Below are 24,595 nucleotides of genomic sequence, written 5' to 3' on the forward strand. Positions count from 1 at the left end.
ATCCAGCACCGTGCGGGCATGCAGACCTCCAAGACGATCGTGGCGATCAACAAGGACGCCGAGGCCCCGATCTTCGACCTCGTCGACTACGGCGTGGTCGGCGACCTCTTCGACGTCGTCCCGGCCCTGACCGAAGAGGTCAACACCCGCAAGGGCTGAGCTCATCGACCGTACGAGGCCCTCACCCCGCGCCGCGGGGTGAGGGCCTCGCCGCGTCACAGGGTCAGGCTCGCCTGCACCGGCAGATGGTCGCTCGGGTACTGCCCGCCCGCCGAGAACGTGCTGATGGTCGCCGAGTGCACCCGCACCCCCGGTGTCGCCAGGATCCAGTCGATCCGGTCGCCGTCCGGCACCAGCGGCTTGTAGCCGTGGAAGGTGGCGTACGCCTTGCTGCGCTCGTCCGCCGCGTCCCACGTGTCGAGGAGACCGGCGCCCAGCATCGTGTCGTAGACCGGGTTCTTGTGGGCCGCGACGTTGAAGTCACCGGTGACCAGAAGCGGCAGGGACGGGTCGAGGGCGGCGATCCGTTCCGAGATCAGACTCGCGGCACGCGTGCGTGCGTACTGACTCGCGTTGTCGAGGTGGGTGTTGAGGACGTACAGCTCGCTGTCGGTGCGCAGGTCGTGGAAGCGGACCCAGGTGACCATGCGGATGGAACCGCCGCCCCAGGTGTTCGATCCGATGACCTCGGGTGTGTCGGAGAGCCAGTAGTGGTCGTACTCGACCGGCGCGAGCCTGCGGGTGTCGAAGAAGACGGTCATGAACTCGTCGCGGCTGCCGCCCGCCCGGCCGGTGCCGATCCAGTCGTAGTGCGGGCCCAGGTCATCGGCGATGTCCCGCACCTGCTGGTAGAGGCCTTCCTGGGTGCCGATGACATGAGGGCGCGCGCGGCGCAGCAACTCCCGGGTCACCGGACGGCGGTCGGCCCAGGTGTTGGGCGGCGTGGTGCTCGCGTAGCGGAGGTTGAACGACATGACCTCCAGGCGACGCCCCGCGCGCTCCACCGCGTGCACGGGCGAGGCGGCGAGCGCGGTGGTGAACAAGGGCACTGCCACCGCGGCGAGCGCGGTCTGCAGGCCGAGGCGGCGCGTAACGCGGGTGTCGTTCGGCACGCGGTCTCCTTCTGTGGGTGACGGCCAACGGGTGACGGTCAGGATGAGGTGCGGGCACGCGAGTGCGGAAGCAGGATCTGAGACATGGGTGAACGGACGAGGTCCGGCAGACGAGAGGGTGTTGACCAGCGGGAAGGTCGCCGGATAACTTCGGCATGCGGATTGTTGATTCCGTGAAGCGGAAGTTCACGCAATCCTGAGTGGTCCTGAATGGTCCTGAGTGTGTGGTCCTGAGCGTGTGGAGGGTGCAGGAATGGGTCAGCAAGAGAAGGTGGCGACGAGTCTCGCGGGCGCGGTCAGCGAGGGCATCAGCGCTTCCCTCGCCCCGGTGGACGCGGAGCTCGAGCGCCGCTATCCCGGAGACCCGGGCACCCGCCAGCCGGTCCACACCGTGTACGTCCCCGGCGAGCTCTTCGGCGCCGACACCATCCGGACGTGGGGCGACCAGGCGCTGAAGGCCCTCGACGAGCACGCTCCGGACGCCGCCACCTTCGCGTCCGTCCTCGGTCTGGCCGACGACCTGGCAGCGCCGGTCTACGACCGCGTACGCGCCAAGCTGGAGCGCGAGCCCATCGAGGATCTGCGTATCGACTTCGAGGACGGCTACAAGGGCGCGGACGAGGACCAGGACGCCGCCCGCGCGGCCCGCCTGATCTCCGAGGCCTACAAGAACGGCACCGCGGCCCCGTACATGGGCATCCGCATGAAGTGCTTCGAGGAGAACGTGCGCGACCGCGCCATCCGCACCCTCGACATCTTCCTTTCCGGCCTCATGGAGGCAGGCGGCCTGCCCGACGGGCTCGTCCTGACGCTGCCCAAGGTCACGTACCCCGAGCAGGTCACCGCGATGGTGCGCCTCCTGGAGGAGTTCGAGAAGGTGCGCGGCCTGGAGCCGGGCCGGATCGGCTTCGAGATCCAGATCGAGACCAGCCAGTCCATCCTCGCCTCCGACGGCACCGCCACCGTGGCCCGCATGATCGGCGCCGCCGAGGGCCGTGCCACCGGCCTGCACTACGGCACCTTCGACTACAGCGCCTGCCTCCACGTGAGCGCCGCCTACCAGACGAGCGACCACCCGGCCGCCGACCACGCCAAGGCGATCATGCAGGTCGCGGCGGCGGGCACCGGCGTACGCGTCTCGGACGGTTCCACCAACGTCCTGCCCATCGGCACCACCGAGAAGGTCCACGACGCCTGGCGGCTGCACTACGGCCTCACCCGCCGCGCCCTGGCCCGCGCCTACTACCAGGGCTGGGACATGCACCCCGGCCACATCCCCACGCGCTACGCCGCCGTGTTCGCCTTCTACCGCGAGGGCTTCGAGCAGGCCGCCGCGCGCCTGTCCGCGTACGCGGCCCACCGCGAGGGCGGCGACGTGGCGGACGAGCCGGCATCGGCCAAGGCGCTCGCCGGCTACCTTCTGCGCGGCCTGGACTGCGGCGCCCTGGACGTCGGCGAGGTCACCCGGCTCACCGGTCTGACGCTGGCCCGCCTCCAGAGCTTCTCGGGCCCGCGCCGCGGGGACCTCACCCCGCACGGCAAGTAACTCCCGGCACGCGCTGTCACCCCTGCCCCGTAGTCTGTGAGCCACGAAAAGTGGTGTCACAGGAACGGGGCAGCGGTGACTTCGGGGGATCAGGAACAGACGGGCGGTGTCGGACGGCTGCTTGCCGGGCGCTATCGCGTGACGGCTCAGCTGGGGCGCGGCGGCATGGGCGTCGTCTGGCGCGCCGTGGACGAGGTGCTCGGCCGCGAGGTCGCCGTCAAGGAACTGCGCACGTACACGGACGAGGCCGGGCCCGAACTGGCCGACCTGCGCGTGCGGATGCAGCGCGAGGCCCGCGCGGCCGCCCGTGTCCGGCACCCCGGAGTGGTCGCCGTGCACGACGTGGCGGAGGTCGAAGGACGGCCCCTGATCGTCATGGAACTGGTCGAAGGGCCCTCCCTGGACGACGTGCTGCGCGAGCGCGGCACCCTCGACCCCCGCGAGGCCGCGGCCATCGGCGCCAAGGTCATGGAGGCGCTCGCCGCCGCCCACCGCGCAGGAGTCCTGCACCGCGACGTGAAGCCCGGCAACATCCTCCTGGAGACCGGCGGCCGCGTCGTCCTGACCGACTTCGGCATCGCCACGATGGACGACCCGGGCGACGGCTCCGCCACCCACCTCACCCGCAGCGGCGAACTGGTCGGCTCCCTGGACTACTTGGCGCCCGAGCGCGCCCAGGGCCAGGACCCCGGCCCGGCATCCGACGTATGGGCCCTGGGAGCCACGCTGTACGCGGCGGTCGAGGGCGCATCCCCGTTCCGTCGTACGTCGACGTGGTCCACGCTCACCGCGATCGTCACCGACCCGCTGCCCGAGCCGCAGCGGGCGGGCCCCCTGATCCCCGTGCTTCAACAGCTCATGCACAAGGACCCGCAGGCACGGCCGGACGCACAGCAGGCGGCGCTGATACTCGCCGACGCGGCCGGCGGCGCGGTGACCGCCGCGCTGCGCGAGCCCGAGCCGCGGCCGAGGGAGACCACGGAGCGAAGCATCCCGAGCGGGCCACCCCCGGGCTTCGGGCCACCGCTCGCCGCGTCGGCCCCGCCGGCTCACCCCTCCGGGCCTGCGGCGCACCCCTCCGGACCCGCGGCTCACCCCTCCGGGCCTGCGGCGCACCCCTCCGGAGCGCCATGGCCTCCCTCCGGACCCGCGGCCACACCGCCCTCCGAGCGACGACCGCGCCGCGGCCGTGCGCTGCTCGCCGCGGTGGCCGTCGCCGTCGTCCTGGCGGCGACCGGCGTCACCGTGGCCCTCGTCAACAACGGCGGTGACAGCGGCAGCCAGGCCCAGCGACCGGCCTCCTCCGGGGACCGGGACGCGGCCGAGCCGGAAGCCGACACCAGCAGGGGCGCGCTGGACGGCACGGACGGCCCCAAGCCCTCGAAGCAGGGCGACGAGAAGACCCGGAAGCCGGACGCGAAGCCCTCCGCCGGCAAGGACGACCCCAAATCCACGAAGAGACCGACGACCCGCCCCGAGTCCTCCTCCAAGCCGACCGAGGACGGCGGCACGACGGGCGGCGGTTCCGACGGCTCCGGCGGCACATCGGGCGGCGGCGACCCGGCACCCGAAGCCGCCTGCCACGCAGCGGGCGGCGGCAAGTACGACTGCTCGGTCTGGCGCAGCGCCACCTCGTACACCGCGTCGGGCGCCGAGGCCGGCGTACTGAACGCGGGCACGAATTACTTCTACTGCCAGCAGAACCTGGGCCGACGCGAGACGCACGGCGAGTGGACGAACGTCTGGTGGGCCAAGACGGACGACGACAGCGGCAACAGGGACGTCTTCATCAGCGACGTCTACATCAAGGGCGGCGACAACGACAAGCCGCTGCCCGGCCTCCCGGTCTGCTGACCGCCCCCGCGCCGCCAACTGTCAGCCCGCTGGCGGCAGTTCGCCCGACCCGCGCTGGATCAGACGCGTCGGGAGCTCGATGCGCTCCGGGGCGTCGGACGCGCCGTCGAGCTGACGGAACAGGCGCTCGGCGGCGGTCCTGCCCAACTGCGCGGCGTCCTGGGCGACGACGGTCACGCCCGGCTGCAGCAGATCCGCGAGCTCGATGTCGTCGAAGCCGACGAGGGCCACGGGGCGAGGGAGGCCGGCGAGGACGCGGACGACCGTCACCGTCACACGGTTGTTGCCCGCGAAGATCGCCGTGACGGGTTCGGAGCCGCCCAGCATGGTCCTGGTGGCCTGCTCGACGCGGTCCGGGGCGGTGGGCCCGAGCGACATCCACTCCTCCTGGACGGGGATGCCCGCGTCCTCCATGGCCGCGCGGTAGCCGCGCAGGCGCTCTATGGCGGTGTGGATGCGCGGCTGGTCACCGATGAAGCCGATACGGCGGTGGCCGTGGGCGATGAGATGGGCGACGCCGTCGCGCGCGCCGCCGAAGCTGTCCGAGAGCACGACATCGGCGTCGATCTTCCCGGCGGGACGGTCGACGAAGACGGTGGCGACACCGGCGGCGATCTCCGGCTCCAGGTAGCGGTGGTCGTCACCGGCCGGGATGACGACCAGACCGTCGACCCGGCGCGCGCACAGGGCGAGCACCAACTCCTGCTCGCGGTCCGGGTCTTCGGCGCTCGAACCGTTGATGAGCAGCGCGCCGTGGGCGCGGGCCACTTCCTCGACGGCGCGGCTCAGCGGCCCGTAGAACGGGTCGGCGAGGTCTTCGAGGACCAGGCCGATGCTGGCCGTGCGGCCCTTGCGCAGCACCCGCGCGCTGTCGTTGCGGCGAAAGCCCAGGGCGTCGATGGCCTCCTGGACGCGGCGTTCGGTGTCCGGGGTGACACCCGGCTCGCCGTTCACGACGCGGGAGACCGTCTTGAGGCCGACTCCGGCGCGGGCGGCGACGTCTTTCATGGTCGGACGGTTGCCGTAGCGGGGTTCGGGTCGCTCGGGTCGGCTGGCGGTCTCGGCCACGGTGCGCTGTCCTGTCGTCGACGAAGGTGAGCTGAAAGTGGTGCGTAAGTGATGTGGCGTCGAGCATAGAACCTGGACAACGTTGTCAGATGCGAGAGAGACTGTCCATCACATTCTCCGGCCTGCACTTTCACCAGGAGAGCGGCCTGCCCTTGCCACCAGGAGATCTGACACTGATGCACACGGACCTCGTCGCCGCACTCGACATCGGCGGCACCAAGATCGCCGGCGCCCTGGTGGACGGCCGCGGCCGGATCCTGCTGCGCGCCCAGCGGCCCACGCCCGCGCGCGAGGACGGCGACACCGTGATGCGAGCGGTGGAGGAGGTCCTGGGCGAGCTCACGCGCTCCCCGCTGTGGGGCGGAGCCCGCGCGGTCGGCATCGGCAGTGCGGGCCCCGTGGACGCATCGGCGGGCACGGTCAGCCCTGTGAACGTCCCCGGGTGGCGCGGCTACCCGCTGGTCGAGCGGGTGCGCGCCGCCACCGGCGGCCTCCCGGTCGAGCTGGTCGGGGACGGCGTCGCGATGACCGCGGCCGAGCACTGGCAGGGCGCGGCCCGGGGCCACGACAACGCGCTGTGCATGGTGGTGTCCACGGGAGTCGGGGGCGGACTGATCCTCGGGGGCAAGCTGCACCCCGGCCCCACCGGCAACGCGGGGCACATCGGGCACATCAGCGTCGATCTGGACGGCGACCCCTGCCCGTGCGGCGCGCGCGGGTGCGTGGAGCGCATAGCCAGTGGGCCCAACATCGCGCGGCGTGCGCTGGAGGGCGGGTGGCGTCCGGGGGCCGACGGCGACACGTCCGCCGCCGCGGTGGCCGTCGCCGCGCGGGCCGGTGACCCGGTCGCCGTCGCCTCCTTCGAGCGGGCGGCGCAGGCGCTCGCCGCGGGGATCGCCGCCACGGCGACGCTCGTCGAGATCGACATCGCCGTGATCGGGGGCGGGGTGGCGAAGGCGGGAAGCGTGCTCTTCGACCCGCTGCGCCGGTCGCTGCGGGACTACGCCACGCTCTCCTTCGTACGTCATCTGACCGTGGGTCCGGCCTTGATGGGGACGGACGCGGGGTTGGTGGGTGCCGCCGCGGCCGCGCTCAGCCAGGAGGCCACCGCGCTGGACCTGCGCCCCGCCGTGGGGAGTTGACCGGCTCCGGGCCCGCCCCATGGGGCCCGGAGGACGGATCGAGTGCGGGCCGGGCTGCAGTTCATCGGCCCGGCCCGTACTCGGCGGATGGCGTGCCTCAGGAGCTGCGGTGCTCAGGAGTTCAGGTGCTCAGCAGCTGAGCACCGGCTCCGCCCAGTCCGCGTGGTCGGAGTCCCTGCCGTCCCCGCCGTCCGTGACGACCAGGCGTACGACCTGGGCGCCGGTCACGTCGGCCGAAAGGCTCTTCGCGGCATCGGCGTTGGTGAGGACACCCGTTGAAGCGGCCTTCTTGCCGTCGGCCCAGATCTCGAAGGTGACCGTTCCCTTCAGGCCCTTCTCGTCGTCGACGCCCACCTGCGCGGTGACCTTCCCGCAGGATCCGCCGGTGTAGTACTCGACGGCGCTGTCGGCGTGCACCCCCAGCCCCTTGGCGTAGACGACCCCGCCGATGGTGAGCGGATTGCCGTCGCCGGCCTCGCTCTCGCCGTTGCTGGTGTTCTTCTCGACGGGGCCCCAGCCGTTGACCGTCGACATCCACGGCAGGTCGCTGACCGCCGAGTCGCCCGCGGGTGGCGCCACAACGACATGGGCGGTGAGCGGCAGCGCGCTCTCGGCACGGGTGCCGGCGGGGGAGCGGTAGGTGGCCCTGAGCGTCAGGTCGTACGCTCCCGGGGCCGCGCCCTGCGGTGCGGTCACCGACCACGACGTACTCAGCGACTTGCCCGTACTCAGGGAGCTCGCGGTCGAGGGCGAGGTCGCCTTGATCCGCCAGCCGGAGGGGCCTGCGAAGGTGGCGGACACCTTCTGCGCGGGGGTGCGGCCGAGGTCGGTGACCTTGGAGGTCAGCTTCTGCGGCTTGCCCGCCTCCACCAACGGGGCGCCGTCCAGGCCGAGTTCGACGGCGGGCGGATTCTTCGCCCACTTGCCGTCCGCCGTGACGCGCAGCAGTACGGTGCCGTGCGCGGGGACGGTCGCCGAGATCTTGCCCGCGGTGTTGTAGCTCTTGTGCTGCCACAGGTCGCGCAGCGTGTACCCGTCCGCGTCCGGGAGGCCGACGGCCTTCGCCGACGTGGCGATCGACTGGGCGGTGCCCGTCTCGTTGAAGAGCGCGACCGTCCGGCTGCCGTCCTTCATCTCCTTGGCGACGACCCAGCGGCCGCCCTCCGACGACAACACCTCACCCTGTCTGCCCAGCGGGTCCTGGTCGACGGCGATGACTTCCTTGTTGCCGATGATCTCGAAGGTCTCGGGTGTGGCCTTGCGCAGGTCGGAGCCGATGAGCAGGGGTGAGGCCATGATCGACCACATCGAGAAGTGCGTGCGGTACTCGGTGTCCGTCATGCCGCCGTTGCCGACCTCGAGCATGTCCGGGTCGTTCCAGTGACCCGGGCCCGCGTACTTGGCGAGCGGCAGGTTCTGCTTCATGATCGACAGCATCGAGGACCAGTTGTCGCTGATGTCGCCGGTGGTGCGCCACAGATGGCCGACGTCGGCGGCCCACTCCCAGGGCTTGTTCTCGCCCCACTCGCAGATGCTGTAGACGATGGGGCGGCCGGTGGCCTTCAGCGCGTCGCGCATGGCGTTGTACCGCTTCTTGGCGTCGACGCCTTGGTTGTTGCAGTTGTCGTACTTGAGGTAGTCGACGCCCCAGTCGGCGAACTGCTGTGCGTCGCTGACCTCATGGCCGAGCGCCCCGGGGAAGCCGATGTCGCTGCAGGTCTTGGTGCCGGCACTGGTGTAGATGCCGAGCTTGAGCCCCTTGGCGTGGACGTAGTCGGCAACTCCCTTGATCCCATTGGGGAATCGCTTGGGGTCGGGCACCAGTTTGCCGTTCGCGTCCCGCTCGGGCAGCGCCCAGCAGTCGTCGAGATTGACGTACTGATATCCGGCGTCCTTGAGGCCCTTCTCGACGAAGATGTCCGCGATTCCCTTGACCATCGACTCGTCGAACTCGGCCCTGCAGTGGGTGGAGTTCCAGTTGTTGAAGCCCATGGGCGGGGTGACGGCGAGATCGTCGGGGAGCTTCGCCCCGGAGGCGGCGGCCCTCTCGGTCGCGCTCCGGCTGCGCGTGTCACTCGTGCCATTCGTGTCACTCGCGCTGCCCGCGTCGCGCGCCGCCGCCGGTGCCGCCAGCCCCGCGGCACACAGCAGTGCGGCGGCCAGTGACCCGACGACTCTTCGACGCGCTGTGAGGGGTGAGATGTGACGCATCGTTACATTCCTCCGTACTCGCAGAAGTTGGGGGACTGCATGTACGTGTCAGAGGTGCGCGCTTACGGTAGGCCGTGTTGGACTCTGTTGGAAGAGGAGCCGTAACGGTTCGAGCACCCGGACGCCGAAACCCTTGACTGCGGTGGCGCTTGGGAGTGGGATCCAACCCTTGCGTTCGGTTGTGTTCGTTTGCACCCCTTGGAGGGGGACATGGCACAGTCATCGTTCATGGGTCCTGCCACGCCTCGCAGCATGTCAGGACATCGGATGTCACGGCGGAATGTCCTGCGCGGTGCGGCCGCCGGCGCCGGAGCGGTCACCCTTCCGGCCCTGCTCACGGCCTGTGGTGATGGTCCGGGCGGCAACAAGAACGAAGTCACGATGGGCTCCAATTCATCGGACGCCGTGCCAAAGAAGGCGTTCGCCGCCGCCTTCGACGCCTATGAGAAGAAGTCCGGGAAGACCGTCAAGGTCAACACGACAGAGCACAACGAGTTCCAGCAGAACATCACGCGCTATCTGCAGGGCACGCCCGACGATGTCTTCATGTGGTTCGCGGGCTACCGCATGCAGTACTTCGCGGAGAAGGGCCTGCTGATCGACGTCAGCGACGTATGGAAGGGCTTCAAGGGCTTCTCCGACGCGTTGCGTGAGCAGTCCACACACGAGGGCAAGCAGTACTTCGTGCCGTATTACTACTACCCATGGGCCGTCTTCCACCGCAAGAGCCTCTTCGACAAGCAGGGATACGAACAGGCCAAGACCTGGGACCAGTTCATCGCCCTCGCCAAGAAGATGAGCAAGGACGGAATACCGGTCGCCTTCTGCGACAAGGACGGCTGGCCCGCCATGGGCACCTTCGACTACATCAACATGCGCCTCAACGGATACGAGTTCCACAAGAGCCTGATGGCAGGCGAGGAAGCCTGGACCGACACGAAGGTCAAGAAGGTCTTCGACCTGTGGCGCGAACTCATGCCGTACTACCAGAAGGGTGCGCTCGGCCGCACCTGGGAAGAGGCGGGCCAGGGACTGCAGCAGCGCAAGACGGGCATGGCCGTCTTCGGAATGCCGCACCCCGGCCAGCAGTTCCCGGCGAACGAACGCGACGACATCGACTTCTTCGCCTTCCCCGAGATCGATCCGGCGCACGGGCAGGACGCCGTGGAGGCGCCGATCGACGGATTCCTGGTGGCGAAGAAGTCGAAGAACGTCGACGGCGCCAAGGAACTCCTGAAGTGGCTCGGGACGCCGAGGGCCGAGGACATTTATCTGGCCGGTGACCCGAACAACGTCGCTGTCAACGAGGGCGCCGACACCAGCAAGTACAGCCCACTGCAGAAGAAATCGGCCGAACTCGTCGCCGGGGCCAAACAGATATCGCAGTTCCTCGACCGGGACACCCGGCCCGACTTCGCGCAGACCGTCATGATCAAGGCGCTGCAGGACTTCATCGACAATCCCAAGGATGTCGACGGCCTGGTCAACAGCATCGAGCGCCAGAAGAAGGACATCTTCTCGTCGGACGTCAGCTGAGCAGCGAGGGATCGCGCCCGTGCCGCAGAAAACCGCGCTGCGCGCCGGACGGCGAGGACCACGGCGTTTCACACGCCGTGACATCGCCGTGCTCGGCGTGCTTCTGGGAATTCCCGTCCTCCTTGACATCTTCATCATCTGGGGCCCGACCCTGGCCTCCATCGGCCTGTCCTTCACGTCATGGGACGGCATAGGCGACATCCAGTGGGTGGGCGGAAAGAACTACGAGAACCTGGTCGACAACTACCCGGCGTTCTGGCCCGCCGTACGCCACAACCTGCTGTGGATCGCGTTCCTCGGCCTGGTGGCGACGCCGTTCGGCCTGCTCCTGGCGGTGGTCATCGACCGGGGAGTCCGCTTCAGCCGTTTCTACCAGTCCGTGCTCTACATGCCGGTGGTGCTCTCGCTCGCCGTGGTCGGCTTCATGGCCCAGCTGATCCTCGGAACCGACCAGGGCGTGGTCAACACCATCCTCAACCATCAGAACGACCCGATCGACTGGCTCGGGAACTCCGACATCAACATCTGGATGATGATGCTGGCCGCGAGCTGGCGACACACGGGATACGTCATGATCCTGTACCTCGCCGGCCTGAAATCCGTCGACCCGGCCCTGAAAGAAGCAGCACAGATAGACGGCGCGAACGCCCGCCAGACATTCTTCCGAGTCGTCTTCCCGACACTCCGCCCCGTGAATGTGATCGTCGGCGTCATCACGGTCATCGAGGCCCTGCGTGCCTTCGACATCGTCTACGCGGTCAACAAGGGCCGCAACGGCCTCGAACTGCTCTCCGTACTCATCACCGACAACATCATCGGCGAGGCGAGCCGCATCGGATTCGGCTCGGCCATCGCGGTCGTACTCCTGACCGTCTCGCTCGGATTCATCGTGACGTTCCTGGTCCAAGAGCTGCGAGGTGCGCGCGACCGATGACCGCCGACATCCAGACCACGCTTCGCTCCACCGCCTCCCTGCCGCCCGCAGAGAAGCGAATCGGCCGCAGCCGCCGCCCCGGCCGTTTCGGGGTGCACATCTTCCTGATGGCGGTGACCCTCGGATTCCTGACACCACTGCTCCTGGCGGTCTACGCCTCCTTGCGCCCGTACGAGGAAACGGCGAAGCACGGCTATTTCTCCTTCCCGAAGAGCCTGTCGTTCGACTACTACCGCCAGGCCTACAGCGATTCCGGCATGGGCAAGTACTTCACCAACACCTTGCTCATCGCGGTCCCGGCCGTCCTCGTCACGCTCTTCCTCGCGTCGTTCGTGGCGTTCGCCGTCTCCCGCCTGCGCATCCGCGGGGGCATGATCCTGCTGATGTTCTTCACGGCGGGAAACCTGCTGCCGCCGCAGGTCCTCGTCACCCCCCTCTACGTCCTCTTCCTGAAAATCCCCCTCCCCTGGTGGATGTCCGACTCCCTCACTCTTTACGACTCGTACTGGGCGATCATCATCGTCAACATCGGCTTCCAGGTGGGCTTCTGTGTCTTCGTGCTCTCCAATTTCATGCGGACGCTGCCGCAGGAAATCCTGGAGGCGGCGATCGTGGACGGCGCGGGAGTCTGGACCCAGTTCTGGCGCATCACACTGCCGCTGTGCCGCCCCGCGCTGGCAGCGCTCGGCACACTGGAATTCACCTGGATCTACAACGACTTCCTCTGGGCCCTGATCTTCATCTCGAACCCCGACAAACTCCCGATCACGTCATCCCTGAACAACCTGCGGGGCCAGTTCTTCACGGACTACAACCTTCTGGCCGCGGGCTCGGTCCTGGTGGCGCTGCCGACGGTCCTGGTCTTCCTGCTGCTGCAGCGGCACTTCATCGCGGGGTTGACGTTGGGATCGAGCAAGGGGTGAAGGTCTCCAGGACAACGATGACGTGAGCGGCCCCGTCGGTGACGAGCTCGGGTCGACCAGAGGCGGTTACGGGGTGGTGAGGTGGCGCAGTTCCTGGATCAGTGGGGGTTGGGGGAGGGGGACGCTGCCGAGGTCGGGGTGCTGGCTTTGGGTGATGTGGTTACGGAGTTGATCGATGAGGGGCGGGTTGAGGAGGGGGGCGGTCGCGCGGTCGCCGCAGAGGTAGGTGGGTTCGAAGTGGTGGCGGATGAGTTGGCGCCCCCAGTGGTCGGCATCGTGGTACTCGCCGGTTTGCGCGTGCTCAAGGAAGAGGCAGTACTCGGCGATGGGGTGGCCGGCGCCGGCGGCGAAGCGCCACCAGAAGCGGGCGCCTTCGGTGTCGTCGGCCAGGTGGAGCAGGCAGGCGAAGACCAGGGCGCCGGTCTTGTCGGCGTATTGGGCGGTGATGAAGTCGCTCAGGTGCCGGTCCACGTCGGGGCCGAAGAGAATGAGCAGGCTGACCGCGTTCAGGTCCCACCAGGCATTGTCGGCGTCGGGAGCGCGTTCGGCACCGGGCTCCGTCCACACAGGCGTCCATGCGGGCACGGAAGGGGAGGCGGTGCTGCGCTGGCGGGTCGACTGGCGCTGGCGTAGCCGGGTTTCGGCGGCGGCGATGTCGTAGTCGTTGTAGCGGTCGCGGGTGCGGGCCTTGCCCAGAAGGTCGTCGATGGTACGGCGGTGGTCGGGCTGTGTGGTGCTCATGGGGTGCTCTTCCCGTGGCTGGTGTCCGGGCGGTGGAGATTCAACAGTTGAGCGAGGCGACGGCGCCCCTGACTGAGCTGGGAGCGGACGGTGGCCTCGTCGTTGCCCATCAGCGCGGCGGCTCCTGTGGAGGTGTAGCCCATGCCGTAGTAGAGGAGAATCGCGTCCCGTTGACGCTCGCTGAGACGGGCCACGGCCCCGTACAGGGCGATCGTGTCGGTCAGGGCATCGAAGGGATCCTCGGCGATGCCGATGTTCAGGGCGGCTTCGAAGGCGGCGGTGTCCATCGGCTCGGGCCGGCGTTGGCGCTTGCGGTGCATGTCGATGATGCGGCGCTTGAGGACCGTCCAGGCGTAGCCCTTGAGGTTCTCCATCTCCAGCATGTGCAGCCAGCGGTCCATGACCTGGTCGAAGGTCAGGTCGACGGCTTCTTCGGCGTCGGCGTCGGAGCTGAGCTGGAGGTAGGCATAGCGCATGTAGTCCTGGCGGTGTTGCTGGTGAAAGGCCCAGTAGGCGATCTGCGCGGAGGAGTCCCACTGGTCGATGGGCACCGTGCGCGGCACACCGACTGCTCCGCCGGTCTCGTCCGGCCCGCTGCCGGTGTTCATGGCGTGTCCCGCGGGAAGTCGCCGGAGCGCACCGGTGGGTTGGTGTGGGTGGAGCTGGTCAGGTTGGTGATGCCGACGCGAACGACGGCGGTCAGGATCCGGCGGCTGCCTCGGATGGCATCCGGGCCGAACACCCTAATGAAGAGCGCGATCTGTACGAGCCACGCTGCAGCACTCTGCTGCACGGGGTCCTCCCCTGTACCTGTTGCAGTTGGGTGTCGCGATTCCCCTCTCGCAGCACCGAAGACACCATGCGCCTCTGTATATAAGGCGGCGTATCGGCCCCGAACGTGCAGACGAAATGCGAAAAATATTCCGCTCAGCAAAGGTCAAGTCACGTCATGTTCGATCCAGTTATGACATCTGGGCTGCTGGATCAGTCACGCCTGGAGCCGCCGCTGGGCGGTGCCCGGCTGTAGCAGGTCAGGGCGGCGGTCATGGCCAGGTCTCGGCCTGCCGGTCGTTGCGGACCACGTACGGGATCTTGAGAGCGCGAGCGGCCCATGGCAGGCTCATGCCGCATGATCGACGAATTCGCGAAGGACAACCTGCACGGGAGACTGCGGCGGGACCGCGAGGCGTTGCTCTGGAAACTCGATGGCCTGTCCGAATATGACGCCCGTCGACCTCTGACAGCGACCGGGACCAACCTCCTCGGCCTGGTCAAACACGTGGCCACCGTCGAGGCCAGGTACTTCGGCGAGGTCTTTGACCGCCCTTCCCTGGAACCGCTGGGCCGGTGGCAGGACTACGACGGCGGCGATCAGTGGGCGAGCGAGGACGAGACCCGGGATCAGATCATCGGGTTCTGCCGGCGCACGTGGGAACACTCGGACGCGACGATCGACGAGCTTCCCCTCGACGCCGCCGGCCACGTGCCGTGGTGGCCGGAGCCTGGTCCCAACACGAACCTGTTCGCCGTCCTGGTCCATGTCCTCGGTGAGTCCAACCGGCATGCCGGGCACGCCGACATCCTGCGCGAGGGTCTCGACGGCCGGACCGGGGTGCGCCCCGAATACGAGATGGGGATCGACGAGGAAGCCCGTGCGGCCTTCCGCGCGAAGATCGAGCAGGCCGCCAGGTCGGCCGCCCCGATCAAGGCTTAGAGGGTTGCGGCCAGGTCGACGGCGGTGGTCTCAGAGCGAGACACGGCCACCGACCGTCAGCTCGACGTCGTCTTCCGTTCGGGCGATGTCCCGGATCAGCCAGGTGCGTTCGTCGATGACGGTGCCGGCACCGGTGGTGTAGGCCAGGACGGTGAGTACGGGGCCCGTCGGGTCCGCGATGTGCAACTCCGCCTCGGTGACCACATCATCGGAGAGCCGCAGTTCCAGTTCGACCGGCCACGGGTCTGCTGCAAAGGCGCGGGGATCGGGGAGCCCCAGGACGCGGCAGCGGGCACCCGGGAAGAGGTGCGTGTGTCCGCAAACGGCCAGGAAGGCGTTCGCTGCGGTCGGTCCCGAGGAGGGCTGAGGCATGACAGGGCTCCGGAATCCGTGGTGGTGAGGGGCCCTGGGCAGTCCGCTCAAGGTGACTGGGTTCGCCAGGGGACCGCGATCTCGAACTGACGTGTGTCACGCCATACCTTGACCCAGAGCTGCGGAGGGTGATCCGTGCTTGAGGTGTGTACCACCGAGAACCGGACGGCTTCGCCGGGGTCGAGCTCGCTGCGGGACGGCGTCAGAGAGATGGCCCCGGGGAGGTCTCGGGAGAGCAACTCGAATCGAATCGTCTTGTCACCCAGGTACCGAAGAAGATTCCCGGAGTGGTCCTGCTCAATGCTGAACTCCGCGGCCCTCTGGAGCGAGCTCCTCGCGATGGCGGCAGACCGCTCGGCAGCCTCGGTGCTCCTCTTCGCCACCTTGAGCATCTTTCGCCCCAGCAACAGCTGCGCACAGCCCAAGGCCACCGAAACGCCGATAGAAACCGGCTCCATGCTTGGCTTCCTCTGTCAGCGCGAACATTCCGATGCTGACAACGACAAAGAGGCGCCAAGGCGGCGGGGGGCTCGCAGGTTTCACTCTCGCGTGGTAGCCCGCTCGGGTTGCCTGACGCCACCCGTCTTCTGTGTGGCGGTCAGCAGGTTTGATGTGACTTCCGCTGATTTCGCGGCCTGTTCGGCGAACCTTGCGCTGTCGCGCGCGGCCGTCACAAGCTTTCGTCCGACAATGATCATCCATGCGGACACGGCCAGAGCGAACGAACTGGCGACTATTGGAGCTAAGTTCCATCCGGCCATTGGGTCCAACTCTCCTTGCCTGCACGCCCGATCAAACAGCAGTGCTGGGAGTGATCGGCCTCCTGATCGAGATTGGGCACGGCTGATCTCTATTGTTCCGGCACACCAAGAACGATGCCGGAGATCCTTGCGTTACGGGGGCAAGTCCACGGTTCCCCTCACTCGAACGAATGAAGGAACAGGCTTCAGGTCGCGCATGCCCAAATCAGCTGCTCGGAGGGCGCGTTCGTACGCCACACAGGTGTGCTCCGTGCACCGTGACGCCGCGGCATACGGTCCGGTGACGGCCCCTCATTAGGGTCGGCCGGGCCCGGTGACCGCGAGCGACCCGCTCGGACGCGGCACCGGAGGTGACCGGGGAGGGGGCGGACCTGTGGCCGAAGCCGAAGCCGAAGTCATCGTCCAACTCCGTGCACCGGCGCGCCCCGAGACGGCCGAGACCACGGACGCCCTTGACGTCCGGCGCCTTCTGGAGCGGCGCTTCGGCGTCACGGCGGAGCCGTTGCACCCCGGCGTCGGCGACCCCGCCCTCATCGGATGGCAACGGGTCGCCGTCCCCGCCGGCGTGGATGCCGAGGCGGTCGCCGCGGCTCTGCGCGGCCACCCGGCAGTCGAGGCCGCCTATGTGAAACCACCGGCGGACCTTCCGTAACGTGGTGAAGGAGTCAGCTGTGCCACAGCGATCAGGTGCGGGGAACAGCCGGGGGGACAACCGCCCGGCTCCAGGATTCGGACCACCCTTCGGACGCCCTGAGCTGGTGTGCGTCACGCGCGCCGACGCCGGGGTACGTATCACCCCGACCGGCGCGACCGCCGCGTCGGACATCTCGGTGAGCGCTCTCGACGCCGTGGCGGCCCAGGAGGACGTCACCATCAGGCCGCTCTTCGGCGCCGACCAGGAGAGGCTGCGGGCCCAGGCGGAGACTGCCGCGGTGGGCGCCGGGGCCGACGACGCCACGATGGAGATCCTCGACAGGATGGGGCTCTTCTTCCATGTCGACGCGCCGGCCGACCAGTTGGACGAGCTGGCCGAGCGGCTCCGCGCGTCGGACGCCGTGGAGGGCGCCTACGTCAAGCCCGCTGCCGCCCTCGCCGTCCCCGACGTCGTACCGAAGAAGAAGGAGAGCGAGGAGGCCGAGCTCTCACCGCTCAACCTCATGCAGCCGTCGGGCGCCGACGCGCCGCCCGTGACGCCGGACTTCACCGTCCGGCAGGGCTATCTCGACGCGGCTCCGGGTGGCGTCGACGCCCGCTACGCGTGGACGCAGCCGGGCGGGCGCGGCGCCGGCGTGCGGGTGATCGACTGCGAGTGGGGCTGGCGTTTCACCCATGAGGACCTGCGGCTGAACCAGGGCGGCATCGTCTCCGGCACCGGGAGCACGGACACCAACCACGGCACCGCCGTGCTCGGCGAGATCGGCGGCGACGTCAACGCGTTCGGTATCACCGGGATCGCGCCGGACGCGGTCACCAGTGCCTCCGCCTTCTCGATCCCCACGGCCACGGCGATCCGGAACGCCGCCGACCGCCTGGGCCCCGGCGACATCATCCTGCTGGAGATCCACCGCGCGGGTCCGCACGCGACCGGCGTCGGTCAGGTCGGGTACATAGCCGTCGAGTGGTGGCCGGACGACTATCTCGCCATCCGCTACGCCGTCAACAAGGGCATCACCGTCGTCGAGGCCGCGGGCAACGGTGCGGAGAACCTGGACCACTCCGACTACGACACGCCGAGGGCGGGCTTCCCCTCCTGGTGGCGCAACCCCTTCCGGCGCACCGCGCTGGACGCAGGCGCCGTGATCGTCGGTGCCGGGGCGCCGCCGCCCGGCACCCACGGCCGCCAACACGGCCCTGACCGGTCCCGCCTCGACTTCTCCAACTACGGCGCCTGCGTGGACGCGCAGGGCTGGGGACGCGAGGTGACCACCACCGGATACGGCGACCTCCAGGCGGGCACCAATCCGGACTTCTGGTACACGGACCAGTTCAGCGGCACGTCCAGCGCCTCGCCGATCGTCGTCGGTGCGCTGGCGAGCACCCAGGGCGTCCTGCGCGCCGGCGGCCGAATCCCGCTGTCGCCCTCGCGGGCCCGGCAGCTGCTGCGCGCCACCGGCTCACCGCAGCAGGACGCGCCCGGCCGCCCGGCGACCCAGCGCATCGGCAGGCGGCCCGACCTGCGCCAGCTCATCCCGGCGGCCCTCCAGACGAGCAGCTGGGTCGGCGTCCAGTTCCGCGGCACCCTCGCGGGGAACCGCACCGGCCGCTGGTTCACCTTCAACTGGCCCGCCCACTGGCACGTGGTGTGGACGGTCGTTCCGACCAGTCCGCGCACGGGCGCCCCGCAGATCGGCTGGAAGGTCCGGGTCGAGCGGGCCAACGACACGTACGCGACGTACTGGATCGACGTGACGAACCTCGTGGCCGACTCGGTCGACTTCGAGGCGCGGTTCGCGGTTCTCGGATGGTGATTCGCTGTTCTCGGATGGTGAGAGGAAAACGACGATGCGCGTAGGCACACAGTTCACCGGAACACTCAACCCAGGCCAGACCGGGCGCTGGTTCACCTTCAACTGGCCGCAGGGCTGGCACGTCATCTGGTACTTCATGCCGACGACCCCGCAGACGGGCAGCCCGCAGATCGAGTGGGAGACCGAGGTCGAACGGGCCACGGCCACGACGGTCACGTACTGGCTGACGGTGAAGAACATCGGCAGCACCCAGATGAACTTCGAAGGCCGGTACGCGGTGCTCAACTAGGCGAGGGGAAGCCATGAAGGTGCACGTCACGATCTCGGAGGACGCGGGCGCGGCCCCGGCGGCCGCGTCGGAGCGGCAGCTCTCCGTGGGGCGGGAGACCGCCGCCGCGGGCGCCGTGGACGCCGGGCCCGCCGCCGCGGCGGGGGCCGAGCAGACCCCGGCAGGGTCGGTGATGGACGGCGGCGAGTCCCCGGGCTGGCTCGCCGAACTCGTCCGGCTCGCCGACGCCGGAGAGGTGGCCCGCCCCGGTGAGGAACCGCAGGAGACCGGGGGATCCCCGGCGCGAGGAACCTCGGAGGGACTGGCCATGGACGCCGGGAGCGCGGGGCCGGCTCCGGGCTGAGCGGTCATCGCCGGTCCGCGTCGAGGGGTCGTGCGGGTGGTACCGGAGGATGACGAGCGGGGCCGTCGCGGATCACGCGACGGCCCTCGCGTCCGTAACACCGTGCGTACTGCTCACGTACTGCGCCGGTTTGCGGCCCTACCGCCCCCTACCGCCAAGGTTTACCGCACGGCCCATCACTGGGTTGACGAACCGAATTCACGGCGGCCCTACCTTTTCCGGTGAAGCAGTCCACAAAGAGACTGCTCCAGGGGGAAGGTCACTCATGGCCCGGAAAACGCGACACATCATCGCAAGCTCAGTCTCCGCGCTGGCCCTCGCCGGCGGCGCGGCGGTCGCCTCCAGTGGGCCGGTTCAGGCGGAAGAAGTGCCGCCGCCGCAGACCGGTGAACTCGTCGAGGTCGGATCGAACGGGGACTGCGTATTCCCCGCGCCTTGGGGCGGAAGGTTCCTCTGCAAGAGCAGCGTCTGGTACAAGCTGCCGAACGGGCACAACCAGGTCTTCGTGATCGGCACCAATCACCGGGTGTACAGCAAGTGGAGCTCGCCCAGTGGCGGCATGAGCGCCTGGACGGAACTCCCCAAGAAGAACGGCTTCTGTTACTACCCGGGGAGCCACTCCATCGACGTGGCCTGGGCGAACAAGTGGAACTTCGCCGTCACCTGCCTCGCCAAGAACAAGTCGCGTTGGTACAACGAGCGCAATGCGAACGGCACCTGGAGTGGCTGGCGCACCAGCAAGTATTAGACCAGGCAATTCCGTCCCGCCCCACCTGTGCCCCGTACCGGAATTCCGGTACGGGGCACAGTGCTGCCGAATTGCCTGCCGTCGCGGTTCAGCCCGCGCATGCTTCGAGCGCGCGGCCGTCCGCATGATGCACTCCGTGTCACGGGCCGTCATGTCCCGCACCGAACAGCGGGATTGAGATCGTCGGACGGTGCACACCGACCACCTCCAGCAGACGGAGCGCTCCGCATGAAAGCCCCGAAGTACGCGCGTGACATTCCCGGCCTGTGCTGGGACGAGAGGCCCGGTGATGTCCTTCACTGCACCCTTGGGCAGGACCACGCAGGCGACCACTTCCACGCGTACACCAGAACCAGGTGGCCCAACCGTGCACGCGCTGTCAGGAGTGTGACGGAGCGCAGGTGAGGGCGTGTCAGGAGAGTGGGGCGACCCGGGTGGCCGGGGCGACCTGGTCCTTGTCGGTGGCGACGGCGCCCGCGGAGACGAGCGTCGCAGCGGCGAGGCTGCCCCAGAGCGCGGCCGGGCCGTGGGGTGCGAGCGCGGTGATGGCCATGGGGGAGACGGCGAGGCCGAAGCCCGTGGAGATCTGGAAGCGGGCGAGGGTGCGTCCGAGGACTTGGGCAGGCGCGAGGGCGGCGACGAGCGCGGTGGCGCTTCCGGCGTAGATGATCTCGCCGATGGTGCAGACGACGGACACCGCGGCGACGGCGGGGGCGCCCCAGCCGTGTCCCAGTGAGGCGGCCGCGAGGAAGCCGAGGTAGGACGCGGTGAGCACCACGCCGGCGAGAGCCAGCACGGTCCGCCGGGAGAAGCGGGACATCAGGACGGTGACCGGCACCTGCAGGGTCACCACCAGCACCGTGTTCGCGACGAAGATGGCTGCCGACCACATCGGGGACGCGTGCAACTGCGTCACCAGGATGAGAGGGAGCGCGATTTCGGGGACGTTGAGGCAGAAGACGTAGATCACGTTGGCGGCCAGAAGCGTGCGCATCCGGGGTGCGGGCCCGGTCTCCCCGCCCATGGCCTCGGCCTGCGTGGCGGCCGGATGCGCGTGCAGCTGGACCGACCACGCCAAGACCGCCGCCGTGAGGTACGCGAGCCCGGTGACGGCGGCGAGAGCCTGCAACGCGGTGGTGCCGCCCGCCAGGCAGGCGGTGGCGATGAGCGCGCCGACGCCCATGCCGGCGTTGCGCAGGGCGCGGCCTGCCGCGAGGGCGGTGTCGCGTTCCCGGCCGTGGGCCACCGTGGCGACGAGAGCCGCGTGGGCGGCCGGCCACGCCTGGTTGCCGACGCCGAGGAGGAGCGCCGCCGTCGCGAACAGCCAGACGTGTCCCGCCGGGGTGGCGAGCAGCAGCGCCACGCCCGCCACCCGCACCAGCATCGACGCCGCCACGACCGTGCTGCGCGCGCCTCGGTCCAGCCATCGGCCCACCGCGGGCATGCACACAAGTCCCGTGACGACGCCGACCGTCATGGCGATGCCGGTGGCCGGCGCGGACAGCCTCAGCACCGTCACTCCGTAGAGCAGCAGAAAGGGCCGCAGCAGGCCGGTGCCGAGTGCGTCGACGGCCAGGGCTACGGCATAGCGCGGACCTCCGGAGGCACGGACGAGGGTGCGGGGGCGGATCTTGGTGGTGGCTGGTGTCGGCATCTTGGTGGTGGTCGGTGTCGGCATGGCGACAACGGTGCGTTCGGCCGCCGGTCCGGCCACGTCGGTTGACGGACTCCGTCAATCGACGCCGTCACAGGCCGTCCGGTCAGTGATGATGCGGGGATGACGCTGAGGATCGACATCAGGGGACTGCCGTCCGAGCGACTGCGGTTCGCCGCATCCCCGCTGGCCGAACTGACCGCGATGCTGCACGTGCTGGCCGAACCCGGGCACCATCCGCAGCTCGCCGGCTGGGCGGGGGATGTCTGGGCCGGGCTGCGGCCGGAGCTGGCCGAGCGGCTGCGGGAGGCGGAGTTCCTCTGGCGTTCCTCACAGGCCGACTTCCTGGTCCCCGCCCGCCCCCGGCCGACCCTCGCCGAGGAGCTGGACGACGTGGACCGGATCGACGACGAGACGTATGTGACCGCCGCGCTCGTCACCACGTGCGGCAGAACCCGGGCCCAGTTCGCCACCGTGTCGCCGCTGACCGACGCGACCGCGCGCGAGCGGGCCCTGGACCTGGCCCAGGCCCGCGGCCCGCTGCAAGAGGCCTTCGCGGAACGGCTGCTCGCGGACCCGGCCGCTGTACGGGCACGATTGCGGCACACCCTCGAACAGTGCGCCGAGGCCTTCTTCGACGACGCCTGGGCAGGCGTCGTCGTGCGGCTCGCCGCCGACCTGCGCCTGAAGAACGACCTGTTGAGGCGCCAGGGCATCGGGGCGGCACTCGCATCGGTCTCCGACGCGGTCACCCTCACACCGGACGGCGTCTGCGTCGTCGTGGACAAGCTGCAGGACAAGGCGACCGCCGCGCACGGCGTCGGGGTCACCTTCATCCCCAGTGTCTTCGGCCGCCCGCACCTGGTGGCGGTGCACTCGCCCGGGTGGCAGCCGGTGGTGCAGTACCCCGTGGCCGAGCCGAGCCCATCGGAGCCGGTGTCGCTCGAGACGGTCACGCTGCGCCTCGAGGCCCTGTCGCATCCCGTACGGCTGCGGCTCCTGCGCACCCTGGCCCGCGGCCCGCACACCACCCGCGAGCTGGCCCACGCCTGGGAGCTCTCGCCCCCGGAGGTCTCCCGCCACCTCGCCGTTCTGCGCCGCGCGGGGCTGCTCACGGACCGGCGGGACGGCCGTTACGTCCGCTACACCCTCAAGCTGCCCGATCTGACGGCACTGGGCGGCGACCTGCTGGAGGCCGTACTGCGTTGAGGCAGCGCTCGATTCACACGGGGTGTGAACAGAATGCATATATGCGCCGTGCGCGCCTACTCCCCACAACGGCGTATACAGGGCAGGCTGGTGATGCTGCCCGGACCCCGCAGCACCCCCGCTCCGCACCGGCGGAGAATGCGCCACCCTGCCGGGCGGGCTCAGTCCGTCTCCAGCGCCCTCTCCAGTGCCTTCTCCAGCGAAGGAACCGGTAGCAGGACGGTGGCGAGGCCCGTGAGGCGCAGGACGCGGAGCGTCAGGTGGTGGGTGCAGACCACCGAGAGGCGGGCGCCCCTTGCCGTCGTCCGGCGGTGCGCGCGGACCAGCAGGGCGACGCCGGAGCAGTCGAAGAACGTGGTCCGGGTCAGATCGATGACCACGGTTGTCGCGGTTCCACCGGTGATGGGGTCGAGGAGAGGTCCCATCTGCTGGTAAGCCAACAGGTCTATCTCACCGTGCAGTTCGATGACGACCGCGCCGTCGTGGCCGTACACGCGCGGCTGTTGGTCTGAGTCCTCGAAGGCGAATTCGTTCAGTGCATCGAGTTGCACGTGTCCCCCCAGGTTGGACGTCGCCGGGTCCTCGCGGCAGCGGTGTGCATCGAAGGAGCCGGATTCAGGAGGTCACCAGGGGCTGGGGCGCCAGGCGGATCACGCTAGCGGGGGAGGGCCTCCCCAGGGGTGAGGGAACGATTCATGCACGGTGACTGCCACCCGATGGGGTGAAGTGGGTGTGAATCGCTTGACATGTTGTGGCGCCTTTTGGCCTGGGCGATGGCCACCTCATCAGGGCCTGGTTTCCGTGGCAGGGTGTTGCGGGCAAGCCACAGGGGGCCAACAGAAGAGGGGGAACCGTGATCGTCTGGATCAACGGCGCGTTCGGTGCGGGCAAGACCGGCGCCGCACGGGAACTGATCGAGCTGATCCCGAACAGCACACTCTTCGACCCCGAGGTCATCGGCGGCGGACTGCCCGACCTGCTGCCGCCCAAGCGCCTCGCCGAGGTGAGCGACTTCCAGGATCTGCCGATCTGGCGGCGGCTCGTCGTGGACACGGCGGCGGCGCTGCTGGCCGAGGTCGGCGGCGTCCTCGTGGTGCCCATGACCCTGCTGCGGCAGGACTACCGTGACGAGATCTTCGGTGGCCTCGCCTCGCGCAGGATCGCCGTACGACACGTCGTCCTCGCCCCGGATGAAACGATCCTGCGCCAACGCATATCCGCCCGCCCCGTCCCGGACCTCCCGGACGGCGAGATACGCGTGCGGCAGTGGTCGTTCGACCACATCGAGCCCTACCGCGCCGCACTCGCGGGCTGGCTCGGCACCGACGCCCACCGCATCGACACCGGGGCCCTCACCCCCTACGAGACCGCCGAGCGCATCGCCGACGCCGTACGCACCGGGGCCGCGTCCGTCTGCGACATCGTGCAGACCCCGGAGCCCACCGCGGAGACGCTCGCCGCCGGGGTGCTGCTCTTCGACGAGCAGGACCGGGTGCTGCTCGTCGACCCGACGTACAAGGCCGGCTGGGAGTTCCCCGGCGGTGTCGTCGAACCGGGCGAGGCGCCTGCGCGCGCGGGCATGCGCGAGGTGGCGGAGGAGACCGGCATCCAACTGGCCGACGCCCCCCGGCTCCTGGTCGTCGACTGGGAGCCGCCCGCACCGCCCGGCTACGGAGGGATGCGGTTCCTCTTCGACGGCGGCAGCCTCGACAGCGGCGAGGCCCGGCAGATGCTCCTGCCCGGCCCCGAACTCCGTGACTGCCGCTTCGTCACCGAGGAAGAGGCCGCACGGCTCCTGCCCTCCGTGCGTTACGAACGGCTGCGCTGGGCCCTGCGAGCGCGGGAGCGCGGGGTCGCCCTGTACCTGGAGGCGGGAGTCCCGGTCGGTCCCCAGTGACCGTCGGCGCCTGAACTCGCCCGCGCCGCCCACGTGATCCTCATGGGACCGCGTGGCGGGCGGGGTTCTTGGC

Annotated in this window: 24 protein-coding genes and 1 pseudogene; 15 read left to right on the top strand and 10 right to left on the bottom strand. The window is 69.3% G+C overall.

Going from position 1 to position 24,595, the window contains the following annotated elements; all coding sequences use genetic code 11:
• Positions 1-159: pseudogene (locus tag AC07AG_RS28110) on the top strand (electron transfer flavoprotein subunit alpha/FixB family protein); the annotation flags it as partial.
• A 56-nt stretch (positions 160-215) separates the two neighbouring features.
• On the opposite strand, the gene AC07AG_RS28115 reads toward AC07AG_RS28110, so the two are convergent.
• Positions 216-1,112, bottom strand: coding sequence for an endonuclease/exonuclease/phosphatase family protein (locus tag AC07AG_RS28115; RefSeq protein ID WP_478758799.1), 897 nt, complete (start codon positions 1,110-1,112; stop codon positions 216-218).
• A gap of 253 nt (positions 1,113-1,365) precedes the next feature.
• On the opposite strand from AC07AG_RS28115, the gene AC07AG_RS28120 reads away from it, so the two are divergent.
• Both AC07AG_RS28120 and AC07AG_RS28125 read left to right on the top strand, forming a co-directional pair.
• A complete protein-coding gene (locus AC07AG_RS28120; RefSeq protein WP_478758801.1) occupies positions 1,366-2,658 on the top strand; it encodes a DUF6986 family protein in 1,293 nt (430 codons plus the stop codon).
• Positions 2,659-2,733: 75 nt separating this feature from the next.
• Positions 2,734-4,512 (top strand): protein kinase domain-containing protein, encoded by a 1,779-nt coding sequence (locus tag AC07AG_RS28125; RefSeq protein ID WP_478758803.1) that lies wholly within the window; start codon positions 2,734-2,736, stop codon positions 4,510-4,512.
• A gap of 21 nt (positions 4,513-4,533) precedes the next feature.
• On the opposite strand, the gene AC07AG_RS28130 is transcribed toward AC07AG_RS28125, so the two are convergent.
• On the bottom strand, positions 4,534-5,520 hold the full coding sequence (locus AC07AG_RS28130; protein ID WP_478758805.1) for a LacI family DNA-binding transcriptional regulator: 987 nt from the start codon (positions 5,518-5,520) through the stop codon (positions 4,534-4,536).
• A 236-nt stretch (positions 5,521-5,756) separates the two neighbouring features.
• On the opposite strand from AC07AG_RS28130, the gene AC07AG_RS28135 reads away from it, so the two are divergent.
• Positions 5,757-6,722, top strand: a complete 966-nt coding sequence (locus AC07AG_RS28135) for an ROK family protein (protein WP_478758806.1) — start codon at positions 5,757-5,759, stop codon at positions 6,720-6,722.
• A 129-nt stretch (positions 6,723-6,851) separates the two neighbouring features.
• Here the strand turns inward: AC07AG_RS28135 and AC07AG_RS28140 are convergent, their stop codons facing one another.
• Entirely contained in the window at positions 6,852-8,933 is a 2,082-nt protein-coding gene (locus tag AC07AG_RS28140) for an NPCBM/NEW2 domain-containing protein (protein WP_478758808.1), read from the bottom strand.
• A 267-nt stretch (positions 8,934-9,200) separates the two neighbouring features.
• On the opposite strand from AC07AG_RS28140, the gene AC07AG_RS28145 reads away from it, so the two are divergent.
• The 3 genes from AC07AG_RS28145 to AC07AG_RS28155 are packed head-to-tail and all read left to right on the top strand — an operon-like array spanning position 9,201 to position 12,326.
• Positions 9,201-10,469, top strand: a complete 1,269-nt coding sequence (locus AC07AG_RS28145; protein WP_478758809.1) for an ABC transporter substrate-binding protein — start codon at positions 9,201-9,203, stop codon at positions 10,467-10,469.
• Between the two features lie 19 nt (positions 10,470-10,488).
• On the top strand, positions 10,489-11,403 hold the full coding sequence (locus tag AC07AG_RS28150; RefSeq protein WP_478758810.1) for a carbohydrate ABC transporter permease: 915 nt from the start codon (positions 10,489-10,491) through the stop codon (positions 11,401-11,403).
• Positions 11,400-12,326, top strand: coding sequence for a carbohydrate ABC transporter permease (locus tag AC07AG_RS28155; RefSeq protein ID WP_478758811.1), 927 nt, complete (start codon positions 11,400-11,402; stop codon positions 12,324-12,326). Before AC07AG_RS28150 ends, AC07AG_RS28155 begins: the two co-directional genes overlap by 4 nt.
• Positions 12,327-12,392: 66 nt before the next feature.
• Here AC07AG_RS28155 and AC07AG_RS28160 read toward each other — a convergent pair whose 3' ends face one another.
• From AC07AG_RS28160 to AC07AG_RS28170, 3 genes are read right to left on the bottom strand one after another with little or no spacing between them, the layout of a single operon-like run.
• Complete coding sequence (locus AC07AG_RS28160; protein ID WP_478758813.1) at positions 12,393-13,067, bottom strand: hypothetical protein; 675 nt, start codon at positions 13,065-13,067, stop codon at positions 12,393-12,395.
• Positions 13,064-13,675, bottom strand: coding sequence for an RNA polymerase sigma factor (locus tag AC07AG_RS28165; RefSeq protein WP_478758815.1), 612 nt, complete (start codon positions 13,673-13,675; stop codon positions 13,064-13,066). Before AC07AG_RS28165 ends, AC07AG_RS28160 begins: the two co-directional genes overlap by 4 nt.
• Positions 13,672-13,860, bottom strand: a complete 189-nt coding sequence (locus AC07AG_RS28170) for a hypothetical protein (RefSeq protein ID WP_478758817.1) — start codon at positions 13,858-13,860, stop codon at positions 13,672-13,674. The genes AC07AG_RS28165 and AC07AG_RS28170 overlap by 4 nt, the downstream gene beginning before the upstream one ends.
• Before the next feature lie 336 nt (positions 13,861-14,196).
• On the opposite strand from AC07AG_RS28170, the gene AC07AG_RS28175 reads away from it, so the two are divergent.
• A complete protein-coding gene (locus tag AC07AG_RS28175) occupies positions 14,197-14,781 on the top strand; it encodes a DinB family protein (RefSeq protein WP_478758818.1) in 585 nt (194 codons plus the stop codon).
• Positions 14,782-14,811: 30 nt separating this feature from the next.
• On the opposite strand, the gene AC07AG_RS28180 is transcribed toward AC07AG_RS28175, so the two are convergent.
• Positions 14,812-15,153: a hypothetical protein gene (locus AC07AG_RS28180; protein ID WP_478758820.1), complete on the bottom strand. Its 342-nt coding sequence runs from the start codon at positions 15,151-15,153 to the stop codon at positions 14,812-14,814.
• A 47-nt stretch (positions 15,154-15,200) separates the two neighbouring features.
• The gene (locus tag AC07AG_RS28185; protein ID WP_478758822.1) at positions 15,201-15,611 is read right to left on the bottom strand and encodes a hypothetical protein; all 411 of its coding nucleotides are present in this window, start codon (positions 15,609-15,611) and stop codon (positions 15,201-15,203) included.
• A 676-nt stretch (positions 15,612-16,287) separates the two neighbouring features.
• Here AC07AG_RS28185 and AC07AG_RS28190 point away from each other — a divergent pair.
• From AC07AG_RS28190 to AC07AG_RS28210, 5 genes are all read left to right on the top strand, one after another.
• Complete coding sequence (locus AC07AG_RS28190; protein ID WP_478758824.1) at positions 16,288-16,566, top strand: hypothetical protein; 279 nt, start codon at positions 16,288-16,290, stop codon at positions 16,564-16,566.
• Between the two features lie 106 nt (positions 16,567-16,672).
• Positions 16,673-18,382, top strand: a complete 1,710-nt coding sequence (locus AC07AG_RS28195) for a S8 family peptidase (protein ID WP_478758826.1) — start codon at positions 16,673-16,675, stop codon at positions 18,380-18,382.
• 34 nt (positions 18,383-18,416) lie between these two features.
• Entirely contained in the window at positions 18,417-18,671 is a 255-nt protein-coding gene (locus AC07AG_RS28200) for a hypothetical protein (RefSeq protein WP_249591515.1), read from the top strand.
• 13 nt (positions 18,672-18,684) lie between these two features.
• Positions 18,685-19,014, top strand: a complete 330-nt coding sequence (locus tag AC07AG_RS28205; protein ID WP_478758828.1) for a hypothetical protein — start codon at positions 18,685-18,687, stop codon at positions 19,012-19,014.
• A gap of 265 nt (positions 19,015-19,279) precedes the next feature.
• Positions 19,280-19,762, top strand: a complete 483-nt coding sequence (locus tag AC07AG_RS28210; RefSeq protein WP_478758830.1) for a hypothetical protein — start codon at positions 19,280-19,282, stop codon at positions 19,760-19,762.
• Positions 19,763-20,174: 412 nt separating this feature from the next.
• Here the strand turns inward: AC07AG_RS28210 and AC07AG_RS28215 are convergent, their stop codons facing one another.
• Complete coding sequence (locus tag AC07AG_RS28215) at positions 20,175-21,440, bottom strand: MFS transporter (RefSeq protein ID WP_478758832.1); 1,266 nt, start codon at positions 21,438-21,440, stop codon at positions 20,175-20,177.
• Between the two features lie 99 nt (positions 21,441-21,539).
• Between AC07AG_RS28215 and AC07AG_RS28220 the strand changes: the two genes are divergently transcribed.
• The gene (locus AC07AG_RS28220; RefSeq protein ID WP_478758834.1) at positions 21,540-22,625 is read left to right on the top strand and encodes a DUF5937 family protein; all 1,086 of its coding nucleotides are present in this window, start codon (positions 21,540-21,542) and stop codon (positions 22,623-22,625) included.
• Positions 22,626-22,786: 161 nt separating this feature from the next.
• Here the strand turns inward: AC07AG_RS28220 and AC07AG_RS28225 are convergent, their stop codons facing one another.
• Positions 22,787-23,176: an STAS domain-containing protein gene (locus tag AC07AG_RS28225; protein WP_478758836.1), complete on the bottom strand. Its 390-nt coding sequence runs from the start codon at positions 23,174-23,176 to the stop codon at positions 22,787-22,789.
• A 302-nt stretch (positions 23,177-23,478) separates the two neighbouring features.
• Between AC07AG_RS28225 and AC07AG_RS28230 the strand changes: the two genes are divergently transcribed.
• Positions 23,479-24,522 carry an NUDIX hydrolase gene (locus AC07AG_RS28230; RefSeq protein ID WP_478758838.1) on the top strand — a complete coding sequence of 348 codons (1,044 nt, stop codon included), beginning with the start codon at positions 23,479-23,481 and terminating at the stop codon, positions 24,520-24,522.
• Positions 24,523-24,595 lie beyond the last annotated feature (73 nt).

The sequence above is a fragment of the Streptomyces sp. NPDC044044 genome (assembly GCF_056434405.1).

What these genes read in the sequence shown, in the direction of transcription:
- AC07AG_RS28120 (WP_478758801.1), top strand. Translation starts at nt 1,366, where the DNA reads ATGGGTCAGCAAGAGAAGGTGGCGACGAGTCTCGCGGGCGCGGTCAGC.
- AC07AG_RS28130 (WP_478758805.1), bottom strand. Translation starts at nt 5,520, where the DNA reads ATGAAAGACGTCGCCGCCCGCGCCGGAGTCGGCCTCAAGACGGTCTCC.
- AC07AG_RS28135 (WP_478758806.1), top strand. Translation starts at nt 5,757, where the DNA reads ATGCACACGGACCTCGTCGCCGCACTCGACATCGGCGGCACCAAGATC.
- AC07AG_RS28140 (WP_478758808.1), bottom strand. Translation starts at nt 8,933, where the DNA reads ATGCGTCACATCTCACCCCTCACAGCGCGTCGAAGAGTCGTCGGGTCA.
- AC07AG_RS28145 (WP_478758809.1), top strand. Translation starts at nt 9,201, where the DNA reads ATGTCACGGCGGAATGTCCTGCGCGGTGCGGCCGCCGGCGCCGGAGCG.
- AC07AG_RS28155 (WP_478758811.1), top strand. Translation starts at nt 11,400, where the DNA reads ATGACCGCCGACATCCAGACCACGCTTCGCTCCACCGCCTCCCTGCCG.
- AC07AG_RS28160 (WP_478758813.1), bottom strand. Translation starts at nt 13,067, where the DNA reads ATGAGCACCACACAGCCCGACCACCGCCGTACCATCGACGACCTTCTG.
- AC07AG_RS28165 (WP_478758815.1), bottom strand. Translation starts at nt 13,675, where the DNA reads ATGAACACCGGCAGCGGGCCGGACGAGACCGGCGGAGCAGTCGGTGTG.
- AC07AG_RS28175 (WP_478758818.1), top strand. Translation starts at nt 14,197, where the DNA reads ATGATCGACGAATTCGCGAAGGACAACCTGCACGGGAGACTGCGGCGG.
- AC07AG_RS28180 (WP_478758820.1), bottom strand. Translation starts at nt 15,153, where the DNA reads ATGCCTCAGCCCTCCTCGGGACCGACCGCAGCGAACGCCTTCCTGGCC.
- AC07AG_RS28185 (WP_478758822.1), bottom strand. Translation starts at nt 15,611, where the DNA reads ATGGAGCCGGTTTCTATCGGCGTTTCGGTGGCCTTGGGCTGTGCGCAG.
- AC07AG_RS28200 (WP_249591515.1), top strand. Translation starts at nt 18,417, where the DNA reads ATGCGCGTAGGCACACAGTTCACCGGAACACTCAACCCAGGCCAGACC.
- AC07AG_RS28205 (WP_478758828.1), top strand. Translation starts at nt 18,685, where the DNA reads ATGAAGGTGCACGTCACGATCTCGGAGGACGCGGGCGCGGCCCCGGCG.
- AC07AG_RS28210 (WP_478758830.1), top strand. Translation starts at nt 19,280, where the DNA reads ATGGCCCGGAAAACGCGACACATCATCGCAAGCTCAGTCTCCGCGCTG.
- AC07AG_RS28215 (WP_478758832.1), bottom strand. Translation starts at nt 21,440, where the DNA reads ATGCCGACACCGACCACCACCAAGATGCCGACACCAGCCACCACCAAG.
- AC07AG_RS28220 (WP_478758834.1), top strand. Translation starts at nt 21,540, where the DNA reads ATGACGCTGAGGATCGACATCAGGGGACTGCCGTCCGAGCGACTGCGG.